Annotated in this window: 24 protein-coding genes, 1 pseudogene and 1 CRISPR repeat array; of the genes and pseudogenes, 15 read left to right on the forward strand and 10 right to left on the reverse strand. The window is 44.8% G+C overall.

The features are described 5' to 3' along the window. Positions 1-84 precede the first annotated feature (84 nt). Entirely contained in the window at positions 85-1,704 is a 1,620-nt protein-coding gene (locus JOC54_RS04960; RefSeq protein WP_204464987.1) for a PucR family transcriptional regulator, read from the forward strand. Between the two features lie 6 nt (positions 1,705-1,710). Here the strand turns inward: JOC54_RS04960 and JOC54_RS04965 are convergent, their stop codons facing one another. Continuing rightward, positions 1,711-2,154 carry an RrF2 family transcriptional regulator gene (locus JOC54_RS04965; RefSeq protein WP_204464990.1) on the reverse strand — a complete coding sequence of 148 codons (444 nt, stop codon included), beginning with the start codon at positions 2,152-2,154 and terminating at the stop codon, positions 1,711-1,713. Positions 2,155-2,301: 147 nt separating this feature from the next. On the opposite strand from JOC54_RS04965, the gene hmpA reads away from it, so the two are divergent. From hmpA to JOC54_RS04990, 5 genes are all read left to right on the forward strand, one after another. After that, positions 2,302-3,471, forward strand: coding sequence for an NO-inducible flavohemoprotein (hmpA, locus tag JOC54_RS04970; RefSeq protein ID WP_204464869.1), 1,170 nt, complete (start codon positions 2,302-2,304; stop codon positions 3,469-3,471). 263 nt (positions 3,472-3,734) lie between these two features. After that, a complete protein-coding gene (locus JOC54_RS04975) occupies positions 3,735-5,174 on the forward strand; it encodes a YfcC family protein (protein ID WP_239586577.1) in 1,440 nt (479 codons plus the stop codon). A 20-nt stretch (positions 5,175-5,194) separates the two neighbouring features. Next, entirely contained in the window at positions 5,195-6,541 is a 1,347-nt protein-coding gene (allB, locus tag JOC54_RS04980) for an allantoinase AllB (RefSeq protein ID WP_204464871.1), read from the forward strand. A 323-nt stretch (positions 6,542-6,864) separates the two neighbouring features. After that, positions 6,865-8,414: a CRISPR direct-repeat array (repeat unit 32 nt; unit sequence GTCGCACTCCATGTGAGTGCGTGGATTGAAAT). A 205-nt stretch (positions 8,415-8,619) separates the two neighbouring features. Further along, the gene (locus JOC54_RS04985; protein ID WP_204464873.1) at positions 8,620-9,174 is read left to right on the forward strand and encodes a GNAT family N-acetyltransferase; all 555 of its coding nucleotides are present in this window, start codon (positions 8,620-8,622) and stop codon (positions 9,172-9,174) included. 159 nt (positions 9,175-9,333) lie between these two features. Beyond that, positions 9,334-9,630 (forward strand): hypothetical protein, encoded by a 297-nt coding sequence (locus tag JOC54_RS04990; RefSeq protein WP_204464875.1) that lies wholly within the window; start codon positions 9,334-9,336, stop codon positions 9,628-9,630. 180 nt (positions 9,631-9,810) lie between these two features. Here JOC54_RS04990 and JOC54_RS04995 read toward each other — a convergent pair whose 3' ends face one another. Both JOC54_RS04995 and JOC54_RS05000 read right to left on the reverse strand, forming a co-directional pair. Further along, positions 9,811-10,029: a hypothetical protein gene (locus JOC54_RS04995; RefSeq protein ID WP_204464878.1), complete on the reverse strand. Its 219-nt coding sequence runs from the start codon at positions 10,027-10,029 to the stop codon at positions 9,811-9,813. A gap of 75 nt (positions 10,030-10,104) precedes the next feature. Beyond that, positions 10,105-11,343, reverse strand: coding sequence for an MFS transporter (locus JOC54_RS05000; protein WP_204464880.1), 1,239 nt, complete (start codon positions 11,341-11,343; stop codon positions 10,105-10,107). A 223-nt stretch (positions 11,344-11,566) separates the two neighbouring features. Between JOC54_RS05000 and JOC54_RS05005 the strand changes: the two genes are divergently transcribed. The 8 genes and pseudogenes from JOC54_RS05005 to JOC54_RS05040 all read left to right on the forward strand — a co-directional run bounded on the left by JOC54_RS05005 (position 11,567) and on the right by JOC54_RS05040 (position 17,731). Further along, entirely contained in the window at positions 11,567-12,061 is a 495-nt protein-coding gene (locus JOC54_RS05005; protein ID WP_204464882.1) for a hypothetical protein, read from the forward strand. Positions 12,062-12,250: 189 nt separating this feature from the next. Then, positions 12,251-12,814, forward strand: coding sequence for a GNAT family N-acetyltransferase (locus JOC54_RS05010; protein WP_204464884.1), 564 nt, complete (start codon positions 12,251-12,253; stop codon positions 12,812-12,814). Positions 12,815-12,874: 60 nt separating this feature from the next. Beyond that, complete coding sequence (locus tag JOC54_RS05015) at positions 12,875-14,071, forward strand: amidohydrolase (protein WP_204464886.1); 1,197 nt, start codon at positions 12,875-12,877, stop codon at positions 14,069-14,071. A gap of 21 nt (positions 14,072-14,092) precedes the next feature. Then, complete coding sequence (locus tag JOC54_RS05020) at positions 14,093-14,569, forward strand: nucleoside deaminase (protein WP_204464889.1); 477 nt, start codon at positions 14,093-14,095, stop codon at positions 14,567-14,569. Between the two features lie 188 nt (positions 14,570-14,757). Further along, positions 14,758-15,219, forward strand: a pseudogene (locus JOC54_RS05025) (cupin domain-containing protein); the annotation flags it as partial. A 168-nt stretch (positions 15,220-15,387) separates the two neighbouring features. Then, positions 15,388-16,605 carry a collagen-like domain-containing protein gene (locus tag JOC54_RS23330; protein WP_204464891.1) on the forward strand — a complete coding sequence of 406 codons (1,218 nt, stop codon included), beginning with the start codon at positions 15,388-15,390 and terminating at the stop codon, positions 16,603-16,605. Between the two features lie 84 nt (positions 16,606-16,689). Further along, positions 16,690-17,226 carry a VanZ family protein gene (locus tag JOC54_RS05035; RefSeq protein WP_204464893.1) on the forward strand — a complete coding sequence of 179 codons (537 nt, stop codon included), beginning with the start codon at positions 16,690-16,692 and terminating at the stop codon, positions 17,224-17,226. 82 nt (positions 17,227-17,308) lie between these two features. Beyond that, positions 17,309-17,731: a hypothetical protein gene (locus JOC54_RS05040; RefSeq protein WP_204464895.1), complete on the forward strand. Its 423-nt coding sequence runs from the start codon at positions 17,309-17,311 to the stop codon at positions 17,729-17,731. A 20-nt stretch (positions 17,732-17,751) separates the two neighbouring features. Here the strand turns inward: JOC54_RS05040 and JOC54_RS05045 are convergent, their stop codons facing one another. The 6 genes from JOC54_RS05045 to JOC54_RS05070 all read right to left on the reverse strand — a co-directional run bounded on the left by JOC54_RS05045 (position 17,752) and on the right by JOC54_RS05070 (position 22,465). Continuing rightward, the gene (locus JOC54_RS05045) at positions 17,752-19,824 is read right to left on the reverse strand and encodes an autotransporter outer membrane beta-barrel domain-containing protein (protein WP_204464901.1); all 2,073 of its coding nucleotides are present in this window, start codon (positions 19,822-19,824) and stop codon (positions 17,752-17,754) included. A gap of 144 nt (positions 19,825-19,968) precedes the next feature. Beyond that, positions 19,969-20,469 carry a kinase gene (locus JOC54_RS05050; protein WP_204464902.1) on the reverse strand — a complete coding sequence of 167 codons (501 nt, stop codon included), beginning with the start codon at positions 20,467-20,469 and terminating at the stop codon, positions 19,969-19,971. A gap of 18 nt (positions 20,470-20,487) precedes the next feature. After that, complete coding sequence (locus JOC54_RS05055; protein WP_204464903.1) at positions 20,488-20,646, reverse strand: helix-turn-helix domain-containing protein; 159 nt, start codon at positions 20,644-20,646, stop codon at positions 20,488-20,490. Between the two features lie 183 nt (positions 20,647-20,829). After that, a complete protein-coding gene (locus JOC54_RS05060) occupies positions 20,830-21,201 on the reverse strand; it encodes a DUF5367 domain-containing protein (RefSeq protein WP_204464904.1) in 372 nt (123 codons plus the stop codon). A gap of 26 nt (positions 21,202-21,227) precedes the next feature. After that, positions 21,228-21,815, reverse strand: a complete 588-nt coding sequence (locus JOC54_RS05065) for a TetR/AcrR family transcriptional regulator (RefSeq protein WP_204464905.1) — start codon at positions 21,813-21,815, stop codon at positions 21,228-21,230. 278 nt (positions 21,816-22,093) lie between these two features. Beyond that, entirely contained in the window at positions 22,094-22,465 is a 372-nt protein-coding gene (locus JOC54_RS05070; RefSeq protein WP_204464907.1) for a hypothetical protein, read from the reverse strand. Positions 22,466-22,726: 261 nt separating this feature from the next. On the opposite strand from JOC54_RS05070, the gene helD reads away from it, so the two are divergent. Then, the gene (helD, locus tag JOC54_RS05075) at positions 22,727-25,066 is read left to right on the forward strand and encodes an RNA polymerase recycling motor HelD (protein ID WP_204464915.1); all 2,340 of its coding nucleotides are present in this window, start codon (positions 22,727-22,729) and stop codon (positions 25,064-25,066) included. 159 nt (positions 25,067-25,225) lie between these two features. Here helD and spoIIP read toward each other — a convergent pair whose 3' ends face one another. Further along, complete coding sequence (spoIIP, locus tag JOC54_RS05080) at positions 25,226-26,332, reverse strand: stage II sporulation protein P (RefSeq protein ID WP_204464917.1); 1,107 nt, start codon at positions 26,330-26,332, stop codon at positions 25,226-25,228. Between the last annotated feature and the right edge of the window lie 217 nt (positions 26,333-26,549).

The raw sequence follows: 26,549 nt of genomic DNA on the forward strand, positions 1-26,549 counted from the left end.
TAACCTTTTTTCATTGGAACATTTGTGCTTTTTTGATTAAATCATTGTACATAGTAACTAACGAATGGAGGCAGTACGGTGGAAATGGATCAATTCTTACAGTTGCCTGATTTAAAACGAGCAACGGTGTTGGCAGGGGAGAAGGGACGCAGACGCATTATCGGCAACGTAAAAATGATGGATGCTCCGGATATCCTTCACTATTTAACAAAGGATGACCTCCTTATTACAACAGCTTATCATTATGTAGACAAACCGGAAACCTTGCTTGCGCTTGTAAAGGCGATGAACGAAATGGGCTGTGCGGGTCTTGGCATTAAGCAGGAACGTTTTTTAAGCAGGACACCGGAGCTAGTCCTAGCGTATGCAGAAGCGCATCACTTTCCGATTATTGCCCTGCCCGAGCATCTTGGTTTAAGTGATATTGCCAATCGAGTATTAAGTCACATTCTTGATCAGCGAACGGATGAATTGAAGATGGCTCTTGAGACGCATCGGACGTTCTCCAATCACATCGTGAGCGGTAAAGGGCTCGCTCATTTAGTCGAGAACGTCGCGCAACTGGTGAATGCGCCTGTATTGTTAATGAACGAGCGCTGTCAGTTGCTTATTTCGTCCAATACCGCAAGTCCTGTTGTCAACGGAATGGAGTATTTGTACCGGATGGGTTATGTTTTTTTTACAAATGGGAGCCGCTATACAAGCTTTACACTGTTGATGAAGCAACCGAAAACGATTACCGTTTTTCCCGTTTATATCGATAAAGCGAAGAAAAGCTTGCTCACGATTCTCGGTTCGTTACCTGAAAATGCCCACCAATCCGTGCTGTTAATCGAACAAGCAACCAACGTCATTGCGTTTGAATTAATGAAGGAAAATGCCTTGAATCAATATACGCGTCGGGCAAAAAATGAATTTTTTCTGCATTATCTAAACGGCGACTTTTCAACAAAAGAAGAAACAATCAATCGGGCAAAAGAATTCGGTCTGCCAAATGAGCGACCGTATATATGCGTGGTTGGACGGTTGGATCAAGAGGAAAAGGGGCTGGGCTTTAAGGACAATCAAATCGAAATGGAGAAAGTATTTGATTTTGTCGAAGAGGAGCTGACGATTTTTCCGTTTCGCTCTCATTTATTTCTGAAAGGCGAGCAGTGCTCTATTTTGTTAGAGGGGGAGGCGGAAGACACGGTCGGAGAGTCGCTGCAGTCAGCTGAACTAGCACTTGAAATGATTCAGGATCACGTTGTTCGTCAGTTTAACCGTTCGCTTTCGTTTGGAATCAGCCATCTATGCCGAGAATTTTTTGATGTACGCGAAGCCCATGAAGAAGCAGTAAATGCCCTTCATTCTGGTCGAATGTCAGGGAACAGACAATTTATTCAAACCTATCAAGCCAAAGACTTAGCGAAGCTGTTACGTATGATTCCCCGGGAAGACCTCCGGGAATTTTACCACTATAATTTGAAGAAACTGACGGATCCGAGCGTCAGTGAAATGGCGCTGATGCAGACGCTCGCCGTTTATTTAGAAACGCACTGTCAAATTTCAGAGACGGCAAAACGCTTGTATGTTCACCGCAATACCATTATTTATCGGCTTGAAAAAATTGAAGAGCTGCTCGGTAAAAGCATCAAAGACCCGGACACGACGCTCCATCTGCGGCTCGCACTCCGTATCCAGCAAACGCTTGAGCTTTCCTGACCGCTCTCAAACGCGGGACTGTTCAAGCAGTTCCAGTAAAGGAGCTGGGTTCTGCACAACATCGTGAAGCGTATAACGATCAAGTACATCTAGATAGGCATTCGTGGCATCAGCAAGGATGTGCTTTAAGCTGCAAGCCGGCGTAATCACGCAAGTATTGCGAGCGGGGTCGAAGCACTCGACCATATAAAAATCATCCTCTGTTTCACGAACGACCGTGCCAATGTTAATCTCTAGCGGGGCTTTGGCCAGCTTTAGTCCGCCGTTTCGACCACGTGTGTTGAGTAAATAACCTGCTTTTCCTAATTGGTGGACAACTTTTGCTAAATGGTTTTTGGAAATGGAATAGGTATTGGCAATCTCGTGAATCTTAATGAGCTTTGATTGATCCTGCAAGGCTAGAAAAATCAATACACGTAAAGAGTAGTCCGTATAGCTTGTTAGTTTCATCGTTGACCTCGCTTCATAGATAGTAATGAGAGCCAGATTTACATACTTGTTCATTAAATCTTCTAAGTCAGCTCTCACTCTCTACTTCTATCATCGGTCTTTTATGCTTTACACTTAAATAGATTCAAACATTGAGGAGGAAAACGGATGTTAGGGCAAGAAACGATCAAAACGATTAAAGCAACGGCGCCCGTTTTAGCGGAACACGGGCTGGCCATTACAACGCATTTTTACACGCTTTTATTGGAGCAGCACCCCGAGCTATGGCATGTTTTTAACCATGCAAATCAGAAAAGAGGCATCCAGCAACAGGCCTTAGCAGACTCGCTCTATGCGGCGGCCGTTCATATTGAACAGCTGGAAGTCATTGTTCCTGTTGTGAAAAAAATTGCGCATAAGCACCGGAGCATTGGTGTACAAGCCGAGCATTATCCGATTGTTGGTGACTATTTGCTCAAGACGATGAAGGATGTCTTAAAAGAGGATGCAACAGACTCGATTCTCACGGCGTGGGAAGAAGCCTATGGTGTGATCGCCAAGCTTTTTATCGAGACGGAGGCTAATCTGTATGCTGAAGCTGGTTGGAAAGACGATCAACCACTTGTCGTCACGAAAAAAGTTCAGGAAAGCAGCGACATCACATCGATCTATTTACAAAGAGCTGATGGAAAAGAACTGCCGCCCTTTACTTCGGGTCAATACATAAGCGTAAAACGAAACGTCCAAGGCTATGACCAAATTCGGCAATATAGCTTGACGAGTGTACCGACCGAAAACGAGTACCGAATCAGTGTCAAAGCAGAACAAGGCGGACTTCTCTCGAATCTGCTTCAATCAGAGCTACGCGTTGGTGAAACCATTCTGGCGAGTGCGCCTGCTGGAACTTTTACATATAGCAAATCAAGCAACTCACCGCTGCTTTTTATTAGTGGGGGATCAGGCATTACGCCGTTTGTCTCAATGATTAAAACACTGGAGCTTGAGAGGCCTGAGCGAGCAGTTTATCTTGTCCACGCAACAAGAAACAGTGAGACTCATGCTTTTAAACAGGAGATCGATACGATCGTTAAAAACAATGAAAAGATCGAGAGCACAACGATTTATCGTTCCCCACTTGCAACGGATCGCTTTGATTACCAAGGAGAGATTCATGTAGACATGCTTCAACCTGTCTTGCTAAAGGCAAAAGAAGCGTCCATATACATCAGCGGCTCCCGTACATTTGTGCAAGAGGTTTATGCGCTTTTAACAACATATGGTGTGAACAGCGACCAAATTCAGTTTGAAAGCTTTGAACCAGCACTTGCGTTGTCTTAAACGAGCTGTGCAGAAATCGGAAGGCGCATGTCGCCTCCGAGTTTCTGCTTAAAAACGATTGTCAGATTCTTTCTAACGGATCGCGCGAATAAAAGCTGAAGCTTTACGCTTGATTGGCTAGCATCAATTGAACTGACCCTATTTTTTAGTCAACTTGGCTAATTGATCTTTCTCTTTTTAGCTAAACTAACCAATGTATCTCACCAACCGCGCCAGTAAGATGGTCACATAAATGACAAAGCGAAAGAGTGAGGGATCAAGCGATGGAACAGCTCAAGCGTGAGGAAGTACAAGTACCAAATGCACCAGAAAAGAAACAAGACCGAATGCCGCATATTTATGTGCTGCTATTTGTCATTAGTGGGATCGCCGCGTTGCTCACCTACGTTATCCCAGCAGGTTCTTTTGAGCGTGTTCCCGGACCGAATGGGCGAGAATCAATTGATCCAAACTCCTTTACAACGATTGAGGCATCACCAGTATCTTTGATGGATTTTATGTTGGCTATACCAGCAGGAATGGCAGGGGCAAGCGAAATTATCTTTTTCACTTTTATTATCGGCGGCATGTTTATGGTATTGCGCCGGACGGAGATTATTGAAATTGGTGTTGATCGATTAGCCAGAAAATTTAAAAACAAAAGCCTTGCCGTCATTCCCGTTTTGTTAACGCTATTTGCCGTCGTTGCCACAACAATTGGTACACCTGAATTATCGCTTGTCTATATTCCCGTGTTGATCCCGCTGTTTATTTCACTAGGCTATGACTCAATGACCGCTGCAGGAATTGCCTTAATTGCGACGGCGCTCGGGTTCACCGCCGGGGTGATGAATCCAGGAACTGTGGGGATTTCTCAACAAATTTCCGGGCTAGAGATTTATTCTGGTTTTGGCTTGCGCGTCGTTGTGTTGATCGTCATCATTACAATCGGTAGCCTGTATGTCATGCGTTATGCGAAAAAGGTAAAGCACGATCCATTAAAAAGCTATACGCATGAAGAAGACGAGTTAAAGCGGGCAAAATACAAAGATGCGCTCAAGCAGCCAGCTAAGCGAGCAACAAAACGACAACTAGTTGCGATTGCGACGCTACCGTTGTTTTTTGGCATCCTTGTGTTCGGTGTAACCCAGCTAGGCTGGTTTATGCTTGAAATGTCCGGGTTATTCATTTTTATGGGCGTCATTGTCGGCATAATCGCAGGACTTTCCCTCACAAAACTTTGTGAAGCTTTTACAGAAGGCTTTCGTGAGGTGCTCATGGGGGCAATTATCATTGGCATTGCCCGCTCTGTGGCGATTGTGCTTGAAGAAGGGCAGATTATGGACACGATTGTTTATGGGCTTGGGAACTTAGTTGGACAGCTACCGAGCACATTAAGCGCGATCGGCATGATGACGGTGCAGCTTTTTATTAATTTCTTTATCCCGTCAGGCAGCGGACAAGCGCTTGTGACGATGCCGATCATGGCCCCGCTTGCCGATATGCTTGGCGTGACGCGGCAGACCGCGATACTCGCGTTTCAGTTTGGCGATGGTTTTGCTCACATTCTATTTCCGACTTCGGGCTACTTTATGGCTGCACTGGTCATTGCCGGAATTAGCTGGACGAAGTGGGTTAAATTCTTTGTACCGCTGTTCTTGATTTATATGGGCATCGGCGTTTTATTTCTACTATACGCACAGCTAACAGGCTGGACAGGATAAGATAAAAAGGGGCAGACAAGATGATAGACCGTTGTATTACCGGGGGGCGAGTCGTTCTACACGACCGCCTCATTAACGCCGACATCGGCATTGTGAATGGGAAAATTGCTTCGATTGGAAAGGTTAACGAAGCGATAGAGACGATTGATGCGAAGGGACAACTCGTTTTTGCTGGAGGTGTTGACACCCATGTTCATTTTTCCGAACCAGGGCGGACTGAGTGGGAAGGATTTGAAACGGGTAGTATGGCACTCGCGGCGGGCGGTGTGACGACGTATGCAGAGATGCCGCTCAACGCTCTCCCAGCCACAACGAACCGAGCAAACCTTCAGCTGAAGCTTGACCTAGCAAAAACGAAGAATGTGATTGACTACAGTTTTTACGGCGGGTTAACAAACACCAATCTGAATCAACTTGAAGAGCTAGCTATTAGCGACGTCGTGGCGTTTAAATGCTTCCTCTCCACGTGCGGATCAGACGAGCCCGGGGATTTCTCCAGCGTTGATGACGAGACGCTACTCAAAGGCATGGAGATCCTTGCCCGAAAAAACAAGCTGCTCTGTCTCCATGCTGAAGACGCTACGTTAACGAATAAACTTGAACAAGAAAAAAGAGCCCAAGGAAAAACGACAGCAACGGATTTTGTTGAATCCAGACCAATTGAAACAGAAGTGCTCGCCGTCAACAAAGCGATTACAGCCGCAAAACAAACAGGATGTGCGATTCATTTTGTCCATATCTCATCCGCAGAAGCTGTCGCGGCAATCGAGCAAGCCAAACGAGCAGGAGTTCATGTCACTGTTGAATCATGTCCCCATTACTTCGTTTTCTCAGCAGAACAGCTAGAAGAGCTCGGCCCACTAGCCAAATGCCAGCCGCCGCTGCGTCCGAAAGCGGAGGTCGAGAAACTGTGGGACTGTCTTTTTCGCGGGGAAATCGACTGGATTACCTCTGATCACTCGCCCTGCACAATCGATATGAAAGCAGGGGACTTTTTCAGTGCCTGGGGCGGTATTTCCGGTTGCCAAAATACAATTGATCTCTTTTTCGACGAAGCCGTCAAGAAACGAGGAATGTCAGAAGTCGTTTTCAGTCAGCTTATCGCTAGAAATCCGGCTCAGCGTTTCGGTCTAGCACAAAAAGGTGAAATCGCCATTGGCAAAGACGCCGACTTCTTTTTTCTAGACGACAAAGAGAGCTACACGTTGAAAAAGGAAGATTTATATTACAAAAATCAATTCTCACCTTATGTTGGCAGGAAGATCGGCTGCCGCGTGACGAAAACGATTGTGCGAGGACAAGTTGTTTATACGCTCGGTGAACCCTTTGCAGAAGAACGCAGCGGAAGATTGGTGCAGACAACTTAATGGTTTCTAAGGAACAAGTGCCAAGCAGGTACTTGTTTTTTCTTTGATCGTTTTAAAAATGGCTCAAAGTACAAATCGACCTAAGCTTGTCATCCCCTTGCTCATTCTGCTAGACTAAGAGTGGAATTAATGTAAAATAAAGAATACTTTGCAGGTGCGGACCCCAAGCAAACATAAAAACCCTAGTAGACCCGCACCAAGAATTTTGTCGAATATGAGTAACTGTGTAAAAGGTCGAGTGCTGGGGTAGGGAATTCGCGGTTTAAACGCTTCATTTTGCTCGGTAAGGTGATTTTCAAGCGGCTTTTATGAAGAGATTGGCTGTCGCACTCCATGTGAGTGCGTGGATTGAAATCTCCACCATTGCTTGTGCTTCGGTTTGTACCTCGTCGCACTCCATGTGAGTGCGTGGATTGAAATGTACCGTTGTCGATGAGTACGGGAATATGGTCCGATAGTCGCACTCCATGTGAGTGCGTGGATTGAAATGAGGACGACCACGCGATTAAGCGCAGTTTCGAGGTCGCACTCCATGTGAGTGCGTGGATTGAAATTATTCGTTTGAGCGTCTTAACTCCCGTTGAACCGTCGCACTCCATGTGAGTGCGTGGATTGAAATGCCTGCTCGCTTTACGCTGACGCCCGGCTCGGTCGTCGCACTCCATGTGAGTGCGTGGATTGAAATTAGCCCTTCTACTCACACCTATATACAAGTAGGACGTCGCACTCCATGTGAGTGCGTGGATTGAAATCCCATGACTCAGTTGCCTTAAACGACGGTGTTAACGTCGCACTCCATGTGAGTGCGTGGATTGAAATATCGTTAACCCTCCTTATTAGAATTTACTTACCGTCGCACTCCATGTGAGTGCGTGGATTGAAATAATAATAAAATTTATTGAGGAGGATTACCTAGACGTCGCACTCCATGTGAGTGCGTGGATTGAAATTTCACTTTCTGTATCGTTTGACTCATCGTTCGTGTCGCACTCCATGTGAGTGCGTGGATTGAAATTATATGCTCCGCGGTTTGTTTGTTCCATTTTAATGTCGCACTCCATGTGAGTGCGTGGATTGAAATTTGGGTCTGCATTCGTAGGCGCGGGCTCTGCTAACGTCGCACTCCATGTGAGTGCGTGGATTGAAATCTAAAAGAGATTGAAACATCACGAGGTGCTATTGTCGCACTCCATGTGAGTGCGTGGATTGAAATTCCGTAATCCGTAAACTCACTTGGCTCTGATCCTTGTCGCACTCCATGTGAGTGCGTGGATTGAAATCCTCCTAATCCATAAGTCGGAGTCACTAATATGGTCGCACTCCATGTGAGTGCGTGGATTGAAATGAAAGACGCGCGAAAGAAATCATTCCTGCCACTGGTCGCACTCCATGTGAGTGCGTGGATTGAAATTATTCCAACAATGGAACCGCACGGATTCAGTCGAGTCGCACTCCATGTGAGTGCGTGGATTGAAATATTTTTGCACGCTCGTCCCATGTTTTTTCTTGTGCGTCGCACTCCATGTGAGTGCGTGGATTGAAATATTTTAAGGTTGAGGAAGTAAAGGACGAACTTAGGTCGCACTCCATGTGAGTGCGTGGATTGAAATTATTCCTTTTATTATCACTTCAATCGTTTTCATGGTCGCACTCCATGTGAGTGCGTGGATTGAAATACTGCTCCTCATGGCTTTGGCCTCATAATCTTTGTCGCACTCCATGTGAGTGCGTGGATTGAAATTATGTCCATATCCATGATGTCTAGCAAGGCTGCTGTCGCACTCCATGTGAGTGCGTGGATTCAAATTTAATTACCAGATTTACTACTCGATTAATAAAGAGTCGCACTCCATGTGAGTGCGTGGATTGAAATATTTGGGACTCGGTAGCGCACACACAGGCAATGTTTCGCACTCAAATGAATACACGAAATAAAACGAAGATGTTTTACTAATGAGCTGTAAACCAACTATATTTTTTAACAGGACATTATCAAACAAATAAAATACCCAAAAAATAGATTCATAATTCCAATTTATAAATTACTATAAAAAAAGTACAAACTAGGAGTATTCACTATGCCCAAACAACCCTTCTTCCCGCAATTGGAAACAGATCGACTGCGCTTAAGAGCGTTAACGGATGACGATGCGGCATTTATTTTCAAACTGTATAGTAATGAAAAAGTGTGCGCGTATTTGTATGATGAAGAGGTTTATACGTCGATGGATGATGCAAGGGAGTTTATTGAGTGGCATGCTGAGCCTGAGAAGAAAGGGCGGAATCGTTGGGGAATTGAACGAAAGACGGATGGCGTGTTACTTGGGACCTGTGGGTTTGATTCGTGGGATCGCTACAATCAAATTGCGGAAATCGGCTATGATTTGTGGCCTGAGTATTGGGGAGCGGGCTATATGAAAGAAGCATTAGTCCGAGCGATTGACAATGGATTCTCGAGTATGAACTTAAATCGAATCAATGCGTTTGTTGCGTTGGAGAATTACAGTTCGTTTAAGCTGCTCGAGCAGCTTGGGTTCAAAAAGGAAGGCATTATGCGAGAAAAACACCTGTTTAGAGGTGTTTATTATGATCATTATTCGTATTCGTTGTTAAAGCGAGAATGGAGAAACTAGAGGTATTAAGTAGCTTAACCTAATTAAAAAGGGTGAGTAAACGAAGGAGGTTTCCAAAGGTGAGTTCATTAGATAACGTCAATGTAAACGTTCCTTCTGGGTGCGACAACGCTCCACGCAAAAAAGTTCTGATTGATGTAACGCTGGCATTTTTAACAAGTGATGTTGATTTTTGTTGAGAAGAGTTTGAATCCATCTGCTGTCTGGTTGAAAGTAGCTTCGAATGAAGCGTTAACGGGTGTCGAGCAAATCATCGGGAAATTAAAAGATAGTAAAGAAAAGCCAAGTGAAATTACGATTTTATCTGTAATTACACACGGAAAGTTTGCATCAATTGATGGAGTTGTAAACTATTCAAATGGGAAACCACTTTCTTTTTGTGATGTGTTTACCTTTACAAGTGCTTCAAATAAAGGTGTGGTGAAAGAAGTAAGATCTTATCACATTAGAAATTGACAAACGATGACGCAGCCATAGGTTATTTACGTGCCTCTTAATCCATAATCGTTGGCAAATCCGATTCTCTTTTATACAATTCGCTCACGTCGTTTATGATTAGTTCAATCTCATTATGACCATCAAATACAACTTCTTGAATCTCTAGGCTGGTACCGTTGATGCGGTAGGAGCCTTCTTCTACTTTTTCATAACTACCGATTTATGCGTCATCTTGGTTGTAAAAATAAAACGTTTCGTCGTCATCGTAATCAAATACGATCGTGTTAAAAGTGTTTTCAGCGCTAACAAATGTTCCTTTAATCGGCTTGCTTTGCTTGATTGGGATTGACTGACAAAAACGATCATTAGGGCAATGAGCGTGATGGATGCGAGAATAATGGTTCTTTTTTTCGTCATGATCGATTGCTCCTCGTTGTCTTTAAAAAAGGGTCTGCGTTCATCCATTTAATGAAACGCAAACCCGTCTACTCGTTATCTCATTGTTTTGTGGAATGTTGTCCGCATTAAGACAATCAAGATAATTGTTGATAGCACGATGTTCGCGTAGAACAACACGCGAATATCAAAAAACTCTGCCCAGAGTCCTCCGGCAATAAATCCTAGAGGCATCGTTAATTGCACAATCGTTGCAATTGTTCCGGAGACGCGTCCAAGCATATGATTTGGCGTCATCTCTTGACGGATGGCGCGGTAAATGACGTTTGAAATCGCTGTGGAGAAGGAGAACAGTGCAAGGGCGATCGCCACCATCCACCAAACGGTTGAAAACGCTAGAATGGTAAAGGCGGTAATGTCAAATAAATTCGTATAGGTGTATACTTTGCCGCGAGGAAAGCGTCTGACAAGCTTTGTGACGACGAGCATGCCGAGCAATCCGCCAGCAGCGCCAATACTAATGTTTGTGCCGATTTGCGCTTCCGTTGCTTGCAGGTTATCGACGGTGAAGAAAAGCAGGACACCCATTACCAAGCTAAAGCCAAAATTCTGAAAAAAGATCACGATGGTTGTTATCTTCAGAAGCGGGTTCTGGAACAGTTCATGGAACCCTTCTTTGGCGTCTTTCCAAAACGTGCTTTTTTCTCGTTCTTCAATTCCTTCAATCTTTAGTGTTGGTAACAAAAGCACGGAAACGAGCATCAGCGTGACAAACCCAAGCATGACGGCGGTTGCCCCAGCAAAGCTCATCGCGGCAAGGGCGATTCCGCCAAATAAAGGGCCGATGAGGCGAACGGTATTGGAGAAAATGCCGATCTTGGCGTTGCCATCAACTAACTGACTTTTATGTATGATTTGCGGTAAAGCCGCATGTGTTGCATTGGTATGGAGGAGCCCTGATGTGTAAAAGAAAAATCCGATAAAATACAAGTTCCAAAGCTGAAGATTGTTTGTAAATAAAAGCAGGGTAAGACAGCCAATCGTTAGCCATTGAAGCAAGGCTGCGGATACGAGGATGTTTTTTCGATTAATACGATCGACAAAAATGCCAGCCGCAACACCAAGTACTCCACTGACGAAAAATTCGATTAAGCGCAGCGTACTCATCATTAGGGCACTTTGCGTTAATTCATACATGAGCAGTGGAATGATTAGGATGTACATATAGAGCGCGATGCTGCTTGTGGTGTCCGTTCCGATTAAAAGGAGGAACGGGCGGTTTTTCCAGAGCGAGCGAGTAGGCTCTTCTTGCGGTTTTGGTACTGGATTTTCCATTATTGAGTCCCCCTAGATGATGTCTTGCTGCGGCGATAGCTCTCCTTATGAAAATTAAAAGGAAAAAGTTGTAATTGCAGATAGTATAAGATAGTTTCGTCACTTGCACAATTGGGAAATGTATCACTTATTCAATTATTTTAAAAATAGGTATAGCTAACTGTATCAAAAGATGGATAAAAAAGTAAGGTTTTGAAACACTAGCTTTGAGGTGAACAGGATGATGCTAAAGCTCGTACTTGCAGTTCTAATTGGTTTGCAAACTAGCCCTTATTCTCCGGGAGATGAGTTAGACGATTATCTTGAGAAATATCCTAATCCGTTAGATGATGCGCTTAGCATAGAACAGGCGCTCATTTTATTTGAACACGTGTATGGAAAAACCATTTCGTTACCGACTGAGATTCCAATTGCCTATACAAAAACAGGTGCGTATTTCAACGACCCGCCTTATGTGCTTGAAATGGAGTATCTTGATGAACGAACGAATAACAGCTTGCGGTTTGATGTGTACTTGAAGGATGATGGAATGGGTTTCTTAGATAGCGGTGAGAAAGTTGCGCTAGGAGACGGGCTGTATGGTATGTTCGATTTACGTGGCGAAAGAAAATTTCTTACGTATGAAAAAGATGAGCTCGTTTACATGATTGGGATTTTTACGAATAGCCCGCTCGATTACAAGCAGGAATTAGTAAACGTGTATCGTTCGCAACAGTAGCCGCTGAGGCTACTGTTTTTTTTATATTGAATCATCTGAAAAAAATGGTAAACTAAAGTGACTTTACGATAGAGGAGTTGTGCCGATGTTGTCTAGCTGTGCGGAAAACGTAAGTAAGAGCTTTCAGTATATAAGTACGGGGAAAGCGGACGTTTAACTGCTGCAGACCCCTGTTAATGTGAGGGGGAAATGAAAGTGATTGATACGTATATGGAGACTTTTTTAAGAGGCTCTTTAGTGAAATTACGCAAAGTAACAGAAGCAGACAAAGAGACATTTAAAAAGATTGAAGACAATATGAGAAGCAGATTGCTGATGAATGATGGGTTGCCTCATCCGCCAACTGATGGTGATCATGAAGCTTTTTTGAACGCTGTTAGCGCTGAGAAAGATGACTATCTGTTTGCGGTAGAAGCTGTTGAAAGTCAAGCATTTATCGGAACGGTTGCGGCTTACGCCTTTAATTGGAAAAATGGGACATGCCATGTTGGTATCTCAATTGGGGAGAGTGAGCAAGGAAAAGGCTACGGAACAGACGCGATGAGCGTTTTGCTTCAGTATCTATTCGATTCGATCAACATCAATAAGGTCAAGCTAAGCGTGTTCAGCTTTAATATGCAGGCAATTGCCTCTTATCAGAAGTGTGGGTTTCAGCTGGAAGGAACGCTTCGGGAGGAAATTTTTCGTTTTGGCATGTTCCATGATGTATTGGTGATGGGAATAACGCGCAAGGATTGGCAAGCAAGGCAGTAACAATTAGTAAAATCAGGCCCAATGAGACGGCCTGATTTTTTCGTAAAAGGAGTCGATCAGATGAAGCAAACATGGTTACGTAACGTGCGTGTGGAAACGCATTACTTGAAACACGAAGGGTTTACATATGGAGCGGGCACAGAGGCAATTGACGTAAAGATGGCGAACGGTGTAGTAACAGAAATTCAACCTCACGATCGGTTGAAAATGGAAAAAGAAGACGTAAACGGACGAGCTTATTTGCTGTTACCGAGCTTGCGTGAGATGCATTGCCACTTAGACAAAAGTAAGCTCGGCGTACCTTGGCGCCCGATTACACCGGCGAAAAACCTTGTTGAGCGTTTTACGAGTGAGATAAGAGAATTGGACGGGCTGTCGCTCTCATTGAAAGACCGGGCACGGAATCTAATCGACACGGAATTGGCTAATGGCGTGACGTTTTTTCGCTCGCATATTGATGTGCATCCGCGAGTAGGGCAGCGTTATTTAGAAGACGTTCAAGCTGTGCTCCAGGAGTACGAGGATCAACTTGATTTCGAGCTTGTTGCTTTTCCGCAGCATGGACTGTTGCGCTCAGAAGCCTATGGCGAGATGAAGCAGGCGCTCCAGTCAGGCGTTCAGTTTGTAGGTGGGGTAGATCCCGCTTCACTTGACGGCGATGTTAAACGCTCGCTTTCGCAAACGTTTGAGTTAGCAACAGCGCATCAAGTGCCGATTGACATTCATGTCCATGACCGGGGAGAAAACGGACGAGAGACGGTACGGACGTTACTAGACTACACGAAGCAAAGCGGCTGGCATGGCAAGGTCGCGATTAGCCATGCGTTTGGGCTTAATGATTTTGCCGGAGAAGAGCGAGCGGAAGTTTTTACGGCACTAGCAGAAGCAGGAATGACGATTGTGTCGAGTGTGCCCATCAATGGCAACGTTCCTCCACTAGAAGAATTGCGCTCTTACGGTGTCAACGTGCTGCTCGGCTGTGACAATGTCTATGATTCGTGGTCGCCATTTGGGACAGGGCGAGTTCTCGAAAAACTAAACCGCTATGCGGAAATCTTTAGGTTAACCTCGCAAGAGCAGCTAACCAATGCGCTTCAGCTTATTAGTGGTCAACCGCTTGCTTTAGCGAACGAGGAATCGTGGCTAAAGCCGGGGATGGCTGCCTCATTTATTCTTGTTGAGGCATCGTCAACAGCGGAATTTGTTGCACGACAAAGTCAAATTAAGGCAAGTTTTTATAAAGGGTGCCGGAATTAAACGAATGGGGAGGTGTTGGCAATGATTACAGATCAGGATAAATTCTTTTTAAATCGTTGTGTTGAGTTAGCCGCAGCTGCGGTTGAGGCAGGCGACGAGCCGTTTGGTTCTGTCCTTGTTTCGGCAGAGGGGAAGCTGCTTTTTGAAGATCATAACCATGTTTCAAGCGGGGATCAAACGCAGCACCCAGAGTTTGCGATCGCACGCTGGGCGGCTGAAAACGTAAGCGTAGAAGATCGAAAAACCGCAACAGTCTACACATCAGGGGAACACTGCCCAATGTGCGCCGCGGCCCACGGACTGGTTGGCTTAGGAAGAATTATTTATGCCAGTTCATCAAAGCAGTTAAGAGAATGGGACAAGGAATTAGGAGTAACGGAAGGGAACTTGGTTCATTTAGCCATTCAAGACGTGGTGAAAGAGATCGACGTAATCGGCCCTGTCGAGGAATTTGCCGCACAGGTCAAGGAGCTGCACGTGAGAAAGAAAAGAGGATAAGGGAAGAGTTGGTAACCCACCAAAGCCAATGGAATCAAGGCTTTGGTGGTTTTTTGTTGTTGGTCAAGATCATGAATGATGTATGGACTTTTTTGTTTTGTCATATCAATTTAAGAAAAAGAAACGGAAAGGAATGTGACCATCAATGGCAATCTTATATATTGATTATTCATCTCCTTATAATGTGTTTTTCTATGAAGGATCAAGCCAATTACATTACGGCTCTTGGCAGGGATCAAATGAACACGCTTGGGAACCTGTCGATGCTGGACATCTTTTTAAGTGCCAATCAGTACGTTGAGCCACATATTCATCAAAATGCGTCCGAGCTTGTCTACTGCATTAGTGGTTCTGCCCTTGTTACGTTTATCAACCCTTTTTCGAAACAAGTGATTAATCTCGAGATCTTTCCCGGTCAAACGGCAAATATCCCACAAGGCTTCTGGCATTACGAAGTCGCCACACAAGATCACACCCATCTGTTGGCAATCTTTGATGCGCCGTATCCCCAAGCAATCTATGGATCTGATATTTTACGGTTAACTCCAAGTCAGGCGATGGCGAACAGCTACTGCCTCGATCAGCGTATGTGGGATGGGGCGATCTCATCAATTAATCAAACGGTTATTATCGGTCCACCTGCCGATTGCTCAAGACAGCTAAAGCAGCCTGCCCAGTCAAGATACATCCCTTTTTCGAATCAACGCTTTTATTCGTAACCCTTGTCAACATAGAAAATAGGCAAGTGCAATATTCCCTTTTCTTATGACCTGCATAGGTATATATGTAGATCAATGCAGGTGCAGGAGGGGATTTCTATGAGAAGTAGAGATAGGAAATACGGCTGTTCTTGTAATTCCATTCAGCATTTTCAGCGAACACCATCGAATGGCGGCAACGATGTCTGTAATTTTTGTCGAGGAATTACGGGCCCAACCGGACCGACGGGACCACCCATTTCAATTACTGGAATCACAGGGATCACAGGAATTACAGGGATTATTGGTACGACAGGTCCAACGGGAGCAACAGGAGTAACGGGCCCCACAGGTGCAACAGGAGCAACAGGGATCGGTGCAACAGGTGTTACTGGACCAACAGGGGCCACAGGGATTGGCGTAACAGGAGCAACAGGACCTCAAGGAATTCCCGGACCACCAACGGGAGCAACTGGAGCGACGGGACCAACTGGACCAGGACCAGTCGGACCACAGGGACCAACCGGAGCAACTGGAGCAACCGGAGCAACCGGAGCAACCGGAGCAACTGGACCGACAGGGGAAATAGGAACGACAGGCATTGGGGTAACAGGTCCAACGGGACCAACAGGAGTAACCGGTTCAACTGGGCCTACAGGGGGAATAGGAACGACAGGAATTGGGATAACGGGTCAAACGGGACCAACAGGAGTAACCGGAGTCACGGGTGCTACGGGAGCCACAGGAATTGGCGTGACCGGAGCAACAGGAGCTCAAGGAATTCCCGGACCACCAACAGGAGCAACGGGCGCAACAGGCCCAACCGGACCAGGCCCAGTCGGACAGCAGGGGCCAACAGGAGCCACAGGAATTGGAGTAACAGGTCCAACCGGTCCTGCTGGAGCAACAGGTGTTGGTGTGACGGGACCACCTGGAACTGGTACAAACGTGCTAGGTTATGGCTCGGAATATTTTGTCTCTGGTACACTTATACCAACCGCAGGTCAAGCGCCATTCACGTTTAACACGTTTGGTCCTACAAGGAATGTGACAACAAATGAAACCTCGTTTATCATCCAGCAGTCTGGGGTGTATGAGCTGCTAGCAGCGGTTCAAGTGGAATCAACGCTTCCTGTTCAATTCTACTTTGTCGCAAACAATGTACAGCTAATTGGAAGTAGTTTTGGTGCCAATGAACCGGTTGTAGATGTTATTTCATTGCTTTGGCAGGGCCAACTGAATGCCGGTGATGTCGTGCAGTTCTTCTATTCAATCGCTGCACCGGGGGCAGATATTGGTGCTAGGTCATTTACAATTAAACAGCTTGATACGATTTGATTAAAAAGCACGGGGGAGCCCGTGCTTTTTGTTATATAATGGATTTGTCATACATCATTTTTTCATATACAGATAGGAGTTATTATGGCCGAAACGATTATACCAGCTAGTATTTTATTATTTCTTGTCTTAGTTTTATTTTTTATCTACGATCTCATTCGGCAGAAGAGGGGATGGCTAAACCGCGGTTTACAAATTGTTTTTGGTTTTTACTTGCTACGCGTTGTCGATGAAACGATTGGCTCGATCCATCTGTCCCCGCAAGAAACAGCGATCAATGTCCAATTGATTCCGTTTCAATTTGTAGGAGATATTTTCTCTTATGAGATTGGCTCGTTTTTATTTTTTAATGCGATCCGTATTTCTTTCTACAATGTGCTGCTGCTTGCGCCTTTAGGTGTCTTCCTCTTTTTATTTGGTTGGCGAAAGGGCAGAAGGGTATTGCCGCTTGTTTTTCTCGTGAGTTTAACGATTGAACTTTTGCAGCTGCTGTTAAGTGCTTTTGGGTTTATCTGGCCTCGTGTATTTGATAGTGACGATTTGATCTTGAATACGGCAGGTGGACTGGTTGGCTTTTATAGCGTCAAGGGAGTCTATCATTTCATTCAGCGATTTCGATAGATCGGTTTAAGCAACGCTAGCAATCTGTTATGCTGGGGGAGGTTTTTTGAAAGAGACCGACGTCGCTTTGTAGGAGTTTTTTATGGTTCATTTTGTCGCAGCAGCTGTAGCTGGTATCGTTATAGCCACATTTATTGCCATCCCGTCCTTGTTTGCTACGCCAGAACCTGGTGTGTATCAATTTCACTTCTTTGAACGATTTTTCTTTGTCGCGATCTATTTTTTGCCTGCCTATGTTGTGCTTGGAGCCCCGGCATCTTATAGCATTCGTAAACTAGTAAGCAGATGGCCAGACTTTAATACATACTCGGTTAACTTGTTTTTTTATGCTTTGGCAGGCGGGATGGCAGGGATCGTTGTGGTCCTTCTATTCGGTCAGCTCCAGTCATTGATGGATTACATCGCCGTCTTTGTGATAGGTAGTGTCGCTGCTATTTTTTATTTTCATATTTATCTTTTGACTGTATCCCTCTGGAAACGAATCAAAAAACCGCGACCTCATTGAGGTTGCGGTTTTTTAGACGATTACTGGCACCTACATTTGCAGCAGCATTTACAGCGTTTCAGCTGTCGACACCGGGCGAAGAATTCAGGTGAGTAAGCCGGTCCAACACGAACGAAGCGGGCGATAAAAACAAGGTCGCCGGTTGACCCTACTGGAATGACTGTTACTTGGTTGCCAGCCTGATCAAACCAACCGACAAAGCGGAATCCTGGGACAGATCCTGGATTTTGCAGGACGATTGGTAAATCCTCTGGTCGATAGCTTGTTGGATTTGGGTTAAAGGCGCCCATCAGATTTAAATAGGTGATGCGAAACGCTGGATCAAATACGAGTACGACTTGATTGTTAAGCAAGCGAACAACCCAATCCTCAAACCCAGTTACTGGTTTGGCAAACTGGTCGGCATCGCTTTGCACTAAAGTCGGATATTGTGGTGTCGGAACACCAACAACAATCGGACTGTTAGCCGGGTCAGGAAAGACATAGTCGGTTTGATCAAGCTGAATAATTGAACCCGGTAAAAGTGGCTGCGTAATCTGGACAACGTTATCAATACTGGGAATAAACACGCCGCTTGTCGCATTTGTTGTATCTTGGGCATTTAAGGTACCACCATTAAAAATACCTGCTGCGGTGGCTGCCGTATTACTAACCGGTACACCAATCGATGTTGTTCCAGAAATGTTCAATGTCCCGAGGTTGTTAATCGCGCCCCCTGTTTGAGCGGCGGAATTACCAGAAAATGTGCCATCTTGTTCATTAAAGGTGCCGGTTGGATTAATTTGTACCGCACCAGCATCTCCTGTACTTGTATTGCCAATAAACTGCGTGTTGTTTGAACTGTTAAGCGTAGCGTCCGTATTGATAAAAATGGCACCTCCAACAGCGGATTGGTTTTGTGCGAATAAGGATGAAGTAACGGTAGCGGTTGCGCCTTCGTTAATGAATAAGCCACCCGCTCCACCGGTCGTAGAATTGTTCGTGAACGAAGAGTTGCTAAATGTTGCAACCGTGTTGGCATTCTGGAAAACCCCACCGCCACCTCCGTCTCCTGCTTGATTCCCTTGGAAAAGGTTATTGTCGCCAATAAAGTCTGAGTCGATGTTTACAAATAGACCGCCGCCCGCTTGACTCGCTGTATTACTAGTAAACGTGCTGTCATCAAGCGTTGCATTGCTGCGGTTAATGAACAAGCCACCGCCATTGCCGGACGAATTGTTTTCAAACGTACAGCCAGTGACAGGTGTAGTGCCCACTAATTCGTTCAAATAAAGCCCGCCGCCATCACGACCGCTGGAATTTCCGCGAAACGTCGTGCCAGAAACGCTTGCGGAACCACCTCCGTTTAAAAAACAGCCGCCACCATCAAAGGCACATTGATTGCCAACAAAGGTTGATCCTGTAAGAGTTGTTGAGACATTGTTGTTTGAGAACAGCCCTCCGCCAAATCCATTTGCAGCGTTGTTGCCTGTAAACGTACAGTACATGATGTTTCCAACAACAGATGTGTTTAAGAAAAGACCTGCGCCGTTCTGTTGCGTGGTGTTGTTTAAAAACGAACAACCAGCAGCTGTTAAGCTCGCATTGGCGTTAATATAAACACCACCACCTTCAGTAGCCCCGCTAGTTGCAACTGTACAATCCGTAAGTGTCGCTGTTGCGCTTGCGTTGACAAAAATCGAACCACCTTGAGCGCTTGATGAATTTGTTGTAAAAACGGAATTGGTACAAGTTAATGTGGAGGCTATATCGGCAAAAACCGCGCCGCCGACAGAAGTAGCGTTATTGTTCTGTAGAACCGAATTCGAAATGGTTAAATTCCCGGTTGAGGTCACTAACGGGGATGCGGTTGCTCCCTGACCGTCAATCGTTAACGTATCAAGCGTGACAATCCCGGCGGCTTGAATCGCAAATAAGGGCCCGCTAAAACCGGGTGCACGAGTTAACGTATTAGCCGAACTACTGCCGCGGATGATGGTTTGGTAATTAAGAAAAATTGTCGCAGAAAAGGCAATGTTTTGAGCGATCGTAATGTCAGGGTCCAGTGCAGTGACTGCCGCTTGCAGTTCGGCAAAAGTCGTTACTGTAGCCATAGAAATCTCCTTTCATCATTTTTTGGTGCCATTTATTTTATGCTGGACAGGGGAGGGGTGCTTGTATAGATGGAGGGGGCGAGATGTCTAAAAGTTTGGTAAAGAAGAATAAAAAAAGCCTGATGATCCCATCAGGCTACGCGCTTATTTCCCTATTGTTTGCTTTAAAATCAAATTCACAACATCGCTCTCACTCATATCCGCAGATAAACTCACTTCACCAGCTACTCCCAGATAATCATCAGGATTCCACCATGAACGGAGCGCATCTTCACCGAATTCTGCTATTTTTGAACTAGACTTGTGCCGTCTGATCGTCTCTTCAAACGGAATATCAAAATAATAGGTGTGGACATTGGCGTCAAACTGCTCAATGAGATTGAATAGCATCTTGCCATAACGCTCTTTGTATAAAATCCCTTCAACAATCACATAGTCGCATGTATCGCGTCCGTACGCAGCAATTTGCCCAATTAACTCAATTGCCAAATTGCCGTCTCGGTCATGAACCTTTAACATCTCGCGGCGCACCACATCTTGTGAAACAAGCAACGTTCCGTGCCCGAGTTGAGCTTGGAGCTGCTTGGCTGCAGTTGTTTTGCCGCTTCTTGAATTGCCGCGAATGATGATAAGCGTTGATTTCAATGGTCTTCCTCCTAATCGCTATTGTAGCCAGTCCATTGATTGGGGTAAGCCGTTTGGGGCTTGCTTTTTGAACGTAGCCGAAAACTGGGCGCTGTCATTGTAGCCAATCTCTAACGCAATCGTCGTAATGGAATCTGTCGTTTCTGTTAGTAGCCGTTTTGCCTCTTGTGTTCGCAAAGAGGGCAAGCGATAAATCAGAGAGGGAGAGCGGCTGTTTGCAATGAGCTAAATTCAACAGACGCACTCATACCTCATACCCTTTAATTTAAGCTCGGTCCTATTTGCAGACGAGATACTCCCTCTATTTCCATTCATTAAACTTAACCGTTGCTAACATTTCTAGCTACATTATTTACTTTTTTACTTCTTTTTTTGTTTAGAGAAAATTCCGGTAATCAGAATAGTTGAATAAGCGAGTAATAACCAGGATGCAAAATATTGATCCATTTCAGCGCTTAAATTCACAAAGATTTGGGAGAAATAAAGCAAAACCAGTACGTCAAGAATCATACCAGGAAGAGCAATAAAAACGGCTGCTTTTAAACGTTTTTCTCCAGTCACGTTTTTAAAATAATACAATGGAAGTGTAATAGCTAGGACGAGTGGAATGACAAGTAGATAGCTCGCTCCTAACGTAAATAAATTCTCATTTGAAAAAAATAAGTGTCCACTAAATCGAAAAATAGCCGTTGCGCCTAACCAAACTAAAAAACCCCAAATAAGGAAAAACATTTGAAATCCTCCATTTTTAATGTTAATTAGGTCTCCTTCAATTGCTTCACAAGAAGCCACTCAAGCGCTTGATACGTTTTTAATTCATCAAAATCCTGATTAAATTTAGATTGAATCGCTAAGCCATCAATTAAAGCATTTATTAACACACTCCAGACATCAGAAGAAATTCCATCAACCTCTTGCCCAACGGCTGTCTCAATTTGAGATTTCAATACTTCATTTTCATAACGTAATAAGTCACTTATCTGATCTCGAATAGCGTAATTATGCAAACTGGCTGTTAAGAGGGACAAAAACAAAGAATGATAAAATGCTCCTTCTTCATTGCGCTTACTGGCAGATTGAAGTCCTACTTGTATCCATTCTTTTGCATGATCACTTGTGCTCTTCTCCATATCCTCTAGCCTTTCCCATGAGGTTCGACACATATCTTTAACAACTTCGAGCAACAACTGATCCTTTGTCTTAAAATGATAATAGACAGTGCCCTGAGTAACGCCAACACCTTCTGCCACCGCTTTAAGCGTTACCTTATTCATTCCATTCTCAACAATACATCGTTTTGCTGATTCAATTAAATCCTGTTTTTTAATCACATTAGCTTCAGCCATTCGTATCTCCCATCACTTAGTTAGTTATATAACTAATAGATTATCTTTAACTACATTAGCTGTCAACCTATTTGTAACAAGCAATCGTATTAAGCGAGACAGATCTCATCGAGAACATGATCGTAATTAGACTCTTCACTCCCACCTCCTTTACAAGGATTTCCCCCCCTTGTCCAGTTAAATTTAATGGAAAAATATGGATTAATAAACAATTTTTTCTGAACTGCAAGCTATAGCAGTTCGGCTATTCTTAGTTAATGCAATTGCAACGGCTCATCTCATCTATGAGCCGTCTTCTTATTAAAAAGCGAACGAAGGCTAACAAGCGTTCCATAATAAAGCAGTCCTGCTCCTGCATAAAACAAAGTAGCCTCAATTGCTAGATTAGCAGGCGATTGATTGAGAGAGGCGGTCACGGAAAGGAAGAGGTAGCCTGCAACGACGCCGGCGATTGCGTAACTAAGCCACTTTAGCTTACGTTGATACCGCTCAATTAAGATGGAGGCAGGGACTGCTAGGAAGAGGTAACATCCACTTGAAATGAGGTAAATGAGTAGTATGTATGGCCATGTCTCGCTCGTAACGAGCCTTGAAACGGGAGAATCGACTCCATTCACAAGGTTTGTAAACAGGGAATAGAGACCAAGCAACACTGTTAAAAGCAGTGGGGCGAGGAGTGCTGCTACAATCTTAATAAGATCACCTCCAAGGGGATCGTACCATAAAAAAACCTCGACCGAAATGGTCGAGGTTTTTGAAAATGATCATTGAAAAAACGATGTAGCTATGCTAAAGTTAGAGAGTTATTCAACGCATTATTAAAAATATGCGTATTTATCCTTATTTAATTATAAGGCAAGGATGTGAATTCGTCAAGCTTTTTTATCACATTTTTTTAAGGGGTGTTTGCCGTGGGTGAGAACAAGCAAATCGAGCAGAAACGAGTAGACGAAGTGAGAGAACAGATTGCTGGCGAGATAAGCAAGCTTGAGCAGGAGACGTCTAAGCGTAAAGATGAAGTCGTTCATATTCGCAAATACTTCTGGGACGAAGTGAAAATTAATACGGACACATTCGATGATTATTTAGAAACCATTCTTGGCTTACGGCAGGAGGCACAAGCTTTGGCCGTAAGTCAAAGCAGCCATCGTCAAGCGTCCAAGCGGCTTGCGACATTAAAGCGTATGGAGCGATCGCCTTATTTTGGGCGAATCGATTTACGCGAGGAAGGTGCGGATAGAACGGAACAAATCTATATCGGGATCGCTGCGTTGATGGACGAGAGTGGAGAAGATTTTCTCGTCTATGATTGGCGTGCGCCGGTTTCGAGTGTTTATTACGATTATCAGCCGGGCGCTGTCTCCTATGAGACGCCGGGTGGAACGGTTAACGGAGTGCTCGAGAAGAAGATGCAATTTTTAATAGAGGGTGGTCACCTTCAATCGTTGTTTGATACGAGCTTAACGATTGGTGACGAGATTCTCCAGCAGGTGCTTGGAAAAGGATCAAATAAGCAGATGCAAAGCATTGTGGCAACGATACAGCAAGAACAAAACGAAGTGATTCGCCATGAGAGAAGCAGGCTCCTCGTTGTACATGGGGCTGCTGGAAGCGGAAAAACGTCGGCTGCGCTCCAGCGAATTGCTTACTTGCTCTACCGGAACCGCCACCAGCTAAACGCCGATCAAATCATCTTGTTTTCGCCGAACACGATGTTTAACCGCTATGTTGCCAACGTTTTGCCAGAGCTTGGTGAGGAAACGATGCAGCAGGTGACGTTTCAAGCGTATCTTAATCGTCGGCTCGGCCAGTCGTTTGATCTGGAAGAGCCGTATGATCAGCTTGAATATCTGTTAACCGCAGCGCGAACAAGCGACTATGCGGCGAGGGTGGCAGCGATTGAATACAAGGCATCGATCCCCTTTTTTGATGCTGTGAATGCCTATCGACAATCACTTGAACACACGGGAATGGTGTTTTCCGATCTGCTTTTTCGAGGAAACGTGCTCATTTCGCGTCACGAATTAGACGAACGCTTTTATGGGACCGACGTATCGCTCGGTTTTCACAACCGATTAGAAAAGCTACTAGAATGGCTGATAAAAGAAGTGAAGCAGCGGATCAAGGCTGAATACACACAGCCGTGGGTAGAAGAAGAGATGCAGCTGTTGAGTGAGGAGAAGTACCGCAAAGCCCACCGCTATCTGGCGAAAAAACGAGGCTTCAAGCGGGCAGATACCGCTGATTATGAAATGGAAGACGATGCGCTTGCTCGACTGCTCGTCCATCAGAAAGTCAAACCTCTATTAAAGGAAATCCGCGCATACAGCTTTATTCATATAAACGCGATTTACAAGCAGTTATTCCAAGGGGAGGAACAACTGAAGCGGTGGACGAATAAGCCTCTGCCTAGCAATTGGGAAGCGATTTGTGCGGCCACCGTCGCGATGATTGACAGTGATCGACTTGCTTATGAAGATGCAACACCGTATTTGTACTTGCAGGAGTTGATTCAAGGATTTCAAGTGAACCGGGCGATTAAGCAGATTGTTGTTGATGAAGCGCAGGATTACTCGCCGTTTCAGTTTGAATTTCTGAAGCAGTTGTTTCCAGCTACAAAGATGACGGTGCTCGGGGATTTTAATCAGGCCATCTTCTCTCATGCGCAGGAAACCAGTGACTTTCACTCATTAACGAGCCTCTATGGACCAGACAAAACAAAGCTGATCCCGATTACGCGCAGCTACCGCTCGACGAAACCGATTATTGAGTTGACGCGACGGCTTGTTCCGAACGGTGATCAAATTATTCCGTTTGAACGGGACGGAGCAATACCGACGTTGACGCGAGTAAAAACGAAAAGAGAGCGGCACACGCAAATGGCTGCCCAGATCAATCGCTTAAAGGAGCGAGGCTTTAGCAGCATCGCCGTCATCTGTCAATCAGCTGCCGAAAGCAGGAACGCACACGAAGCACTAAGTGAGCAACTAGAGCTGAAGCTAATTGCCACCAGTTCAACGGAATACGAGCAAGGAACCGTCGTCATCCCGTCCTACCTAGCTAAAGGAATGGAATTCGATGCGGTCATTCTTTACGACACGGCCGTCTATCAGGACGAGAGCGTGCGCCGCTTGTTTTACACAGCGTGTACGCGGGCAATGCACGAACTGCATCTGTTCAGCCTTGGTGATGATAGTCGGTTTTTACAAAGGGCGATTCGGGACGGTGTGCTAATTATCACTAAGCCGTAATCGCGAAGGGAGCTCCTAGTGTGGGGCTCTTTTTGCGCTTACGATCGATTCGAATCTTGGGGGATTACTCTTTCTGTAGAATTCGTAATTTCACTCACCGTATTGAAGCCAACGTTTGCGTGAAAAGTAAAAACCCCTTCTCATCTAGCGAGAAAGGGCTTATTGATTCTCCTCGTAATACTCCACGAATAGTTCGGCCATCACTTCAGCGCTATTAAGCGCTTGCTCCATCGTATTATCAACCCCGCCATACTCTACAAGCAAGGCATTAGCCGCCATATCCTGATTGTAAACACCGTTACCAGTTGTTTTATCCTTTCGAAAGACACCTCGAACTAATCCAGGATATTCTTCTTCCAATTTATTAAAAAAATAAGTGGCCAGCTTTTCCTGTGCTTCATAATTTGGATGTTCAAGACCAACTACAAACAGAAGCCGCGCATATTCCTTATTGTTGATCGTGATCGTCGTGTCTTTTTCCCGCAATGAATCACGGTGAAAGTCGAGGATATAGTCAAACTGATGGTCGTCTTGATAGCTCTCGACAATCTGGCGGGAGGCGGTGTAATAGTTTTTCATACCGCGTTCGCTCATATAGGCATTCATATTCGTTTGGTCGACCAGATTAGGAATGCCTTGATCCGTCAGCTTCTGTGAAAAGTGATTGCCGACATTGATAATGTTCTTGGTTGGATCACTAGAAACAGCCTTATTGGCATTTTCCGTATTTACTTCTCCTAGCTCGGGAAAATACGATTCATAGCTATGCGTGTGATAGATGAGGACGTTTGGCTTGTCGTTCTTCTCAAGCTCTTGTTTTTGTTCTGTTGCATTGTCTTCATGCTCTTGATCATTCGGATGGAGCTTTGCTAGTTCTTCTAACGCTTCTTCTGGCGGGAGGCTCTCTCTCGGCATGTTGGAAAGGTTTGTCCCTTCCCCGGCATACAGAATCGCCGTATCAAATGGATGCATTCCCGGAATGGCACTAGATAGTAATGTTTTGGGGTCGGCTAGGTCAAAGTTGGTAAGAACATTCATGACGATTCCCGCCGTTTTTGGTGGTTCATACGATACGGGTAATGCTTGTTTAAAAAGGCTGTTTTCAGTCGTAATCAGATAAAGCAAGTTCTCGCCTGTAAATGAACTCATGACTTGATTAATCTGTTGGTTATACCATTTCGTATTCGTAGCCAGTAGGCTAATCACCAATAGTCCACTCATCAATAGAACGGCTAGGGTTCCAACTACCTTTAACATACGGCTCATCCAATCACCTCTTTTCTACTCTATGAATCTAGTAGAGAGAGTAGAAGTCAATCCTATCATTAATAATTAATGGGAATAAACGGAATTTAATGAGGCGAAAGAAGGACGTGAAAAGGCGATTTAAAGCGTTAAATGGACGATGATCGAGAAAAAGCTCGAATAAAGAAGAAATACAAGGTAAATAATCGTATTTTGACGTAATGTCGAAAAAAATAAG

The sequence above is a fragment of the Shouchella xiaoxiensis genome, from assembly GCF_016907895.1.
GTDB classification, from domain to species: Bacteria; Bacillota; Bacilli; order Bacillales; family Bacillaceae_D; genus Shouchella; species Shouchella xiaoxiensis.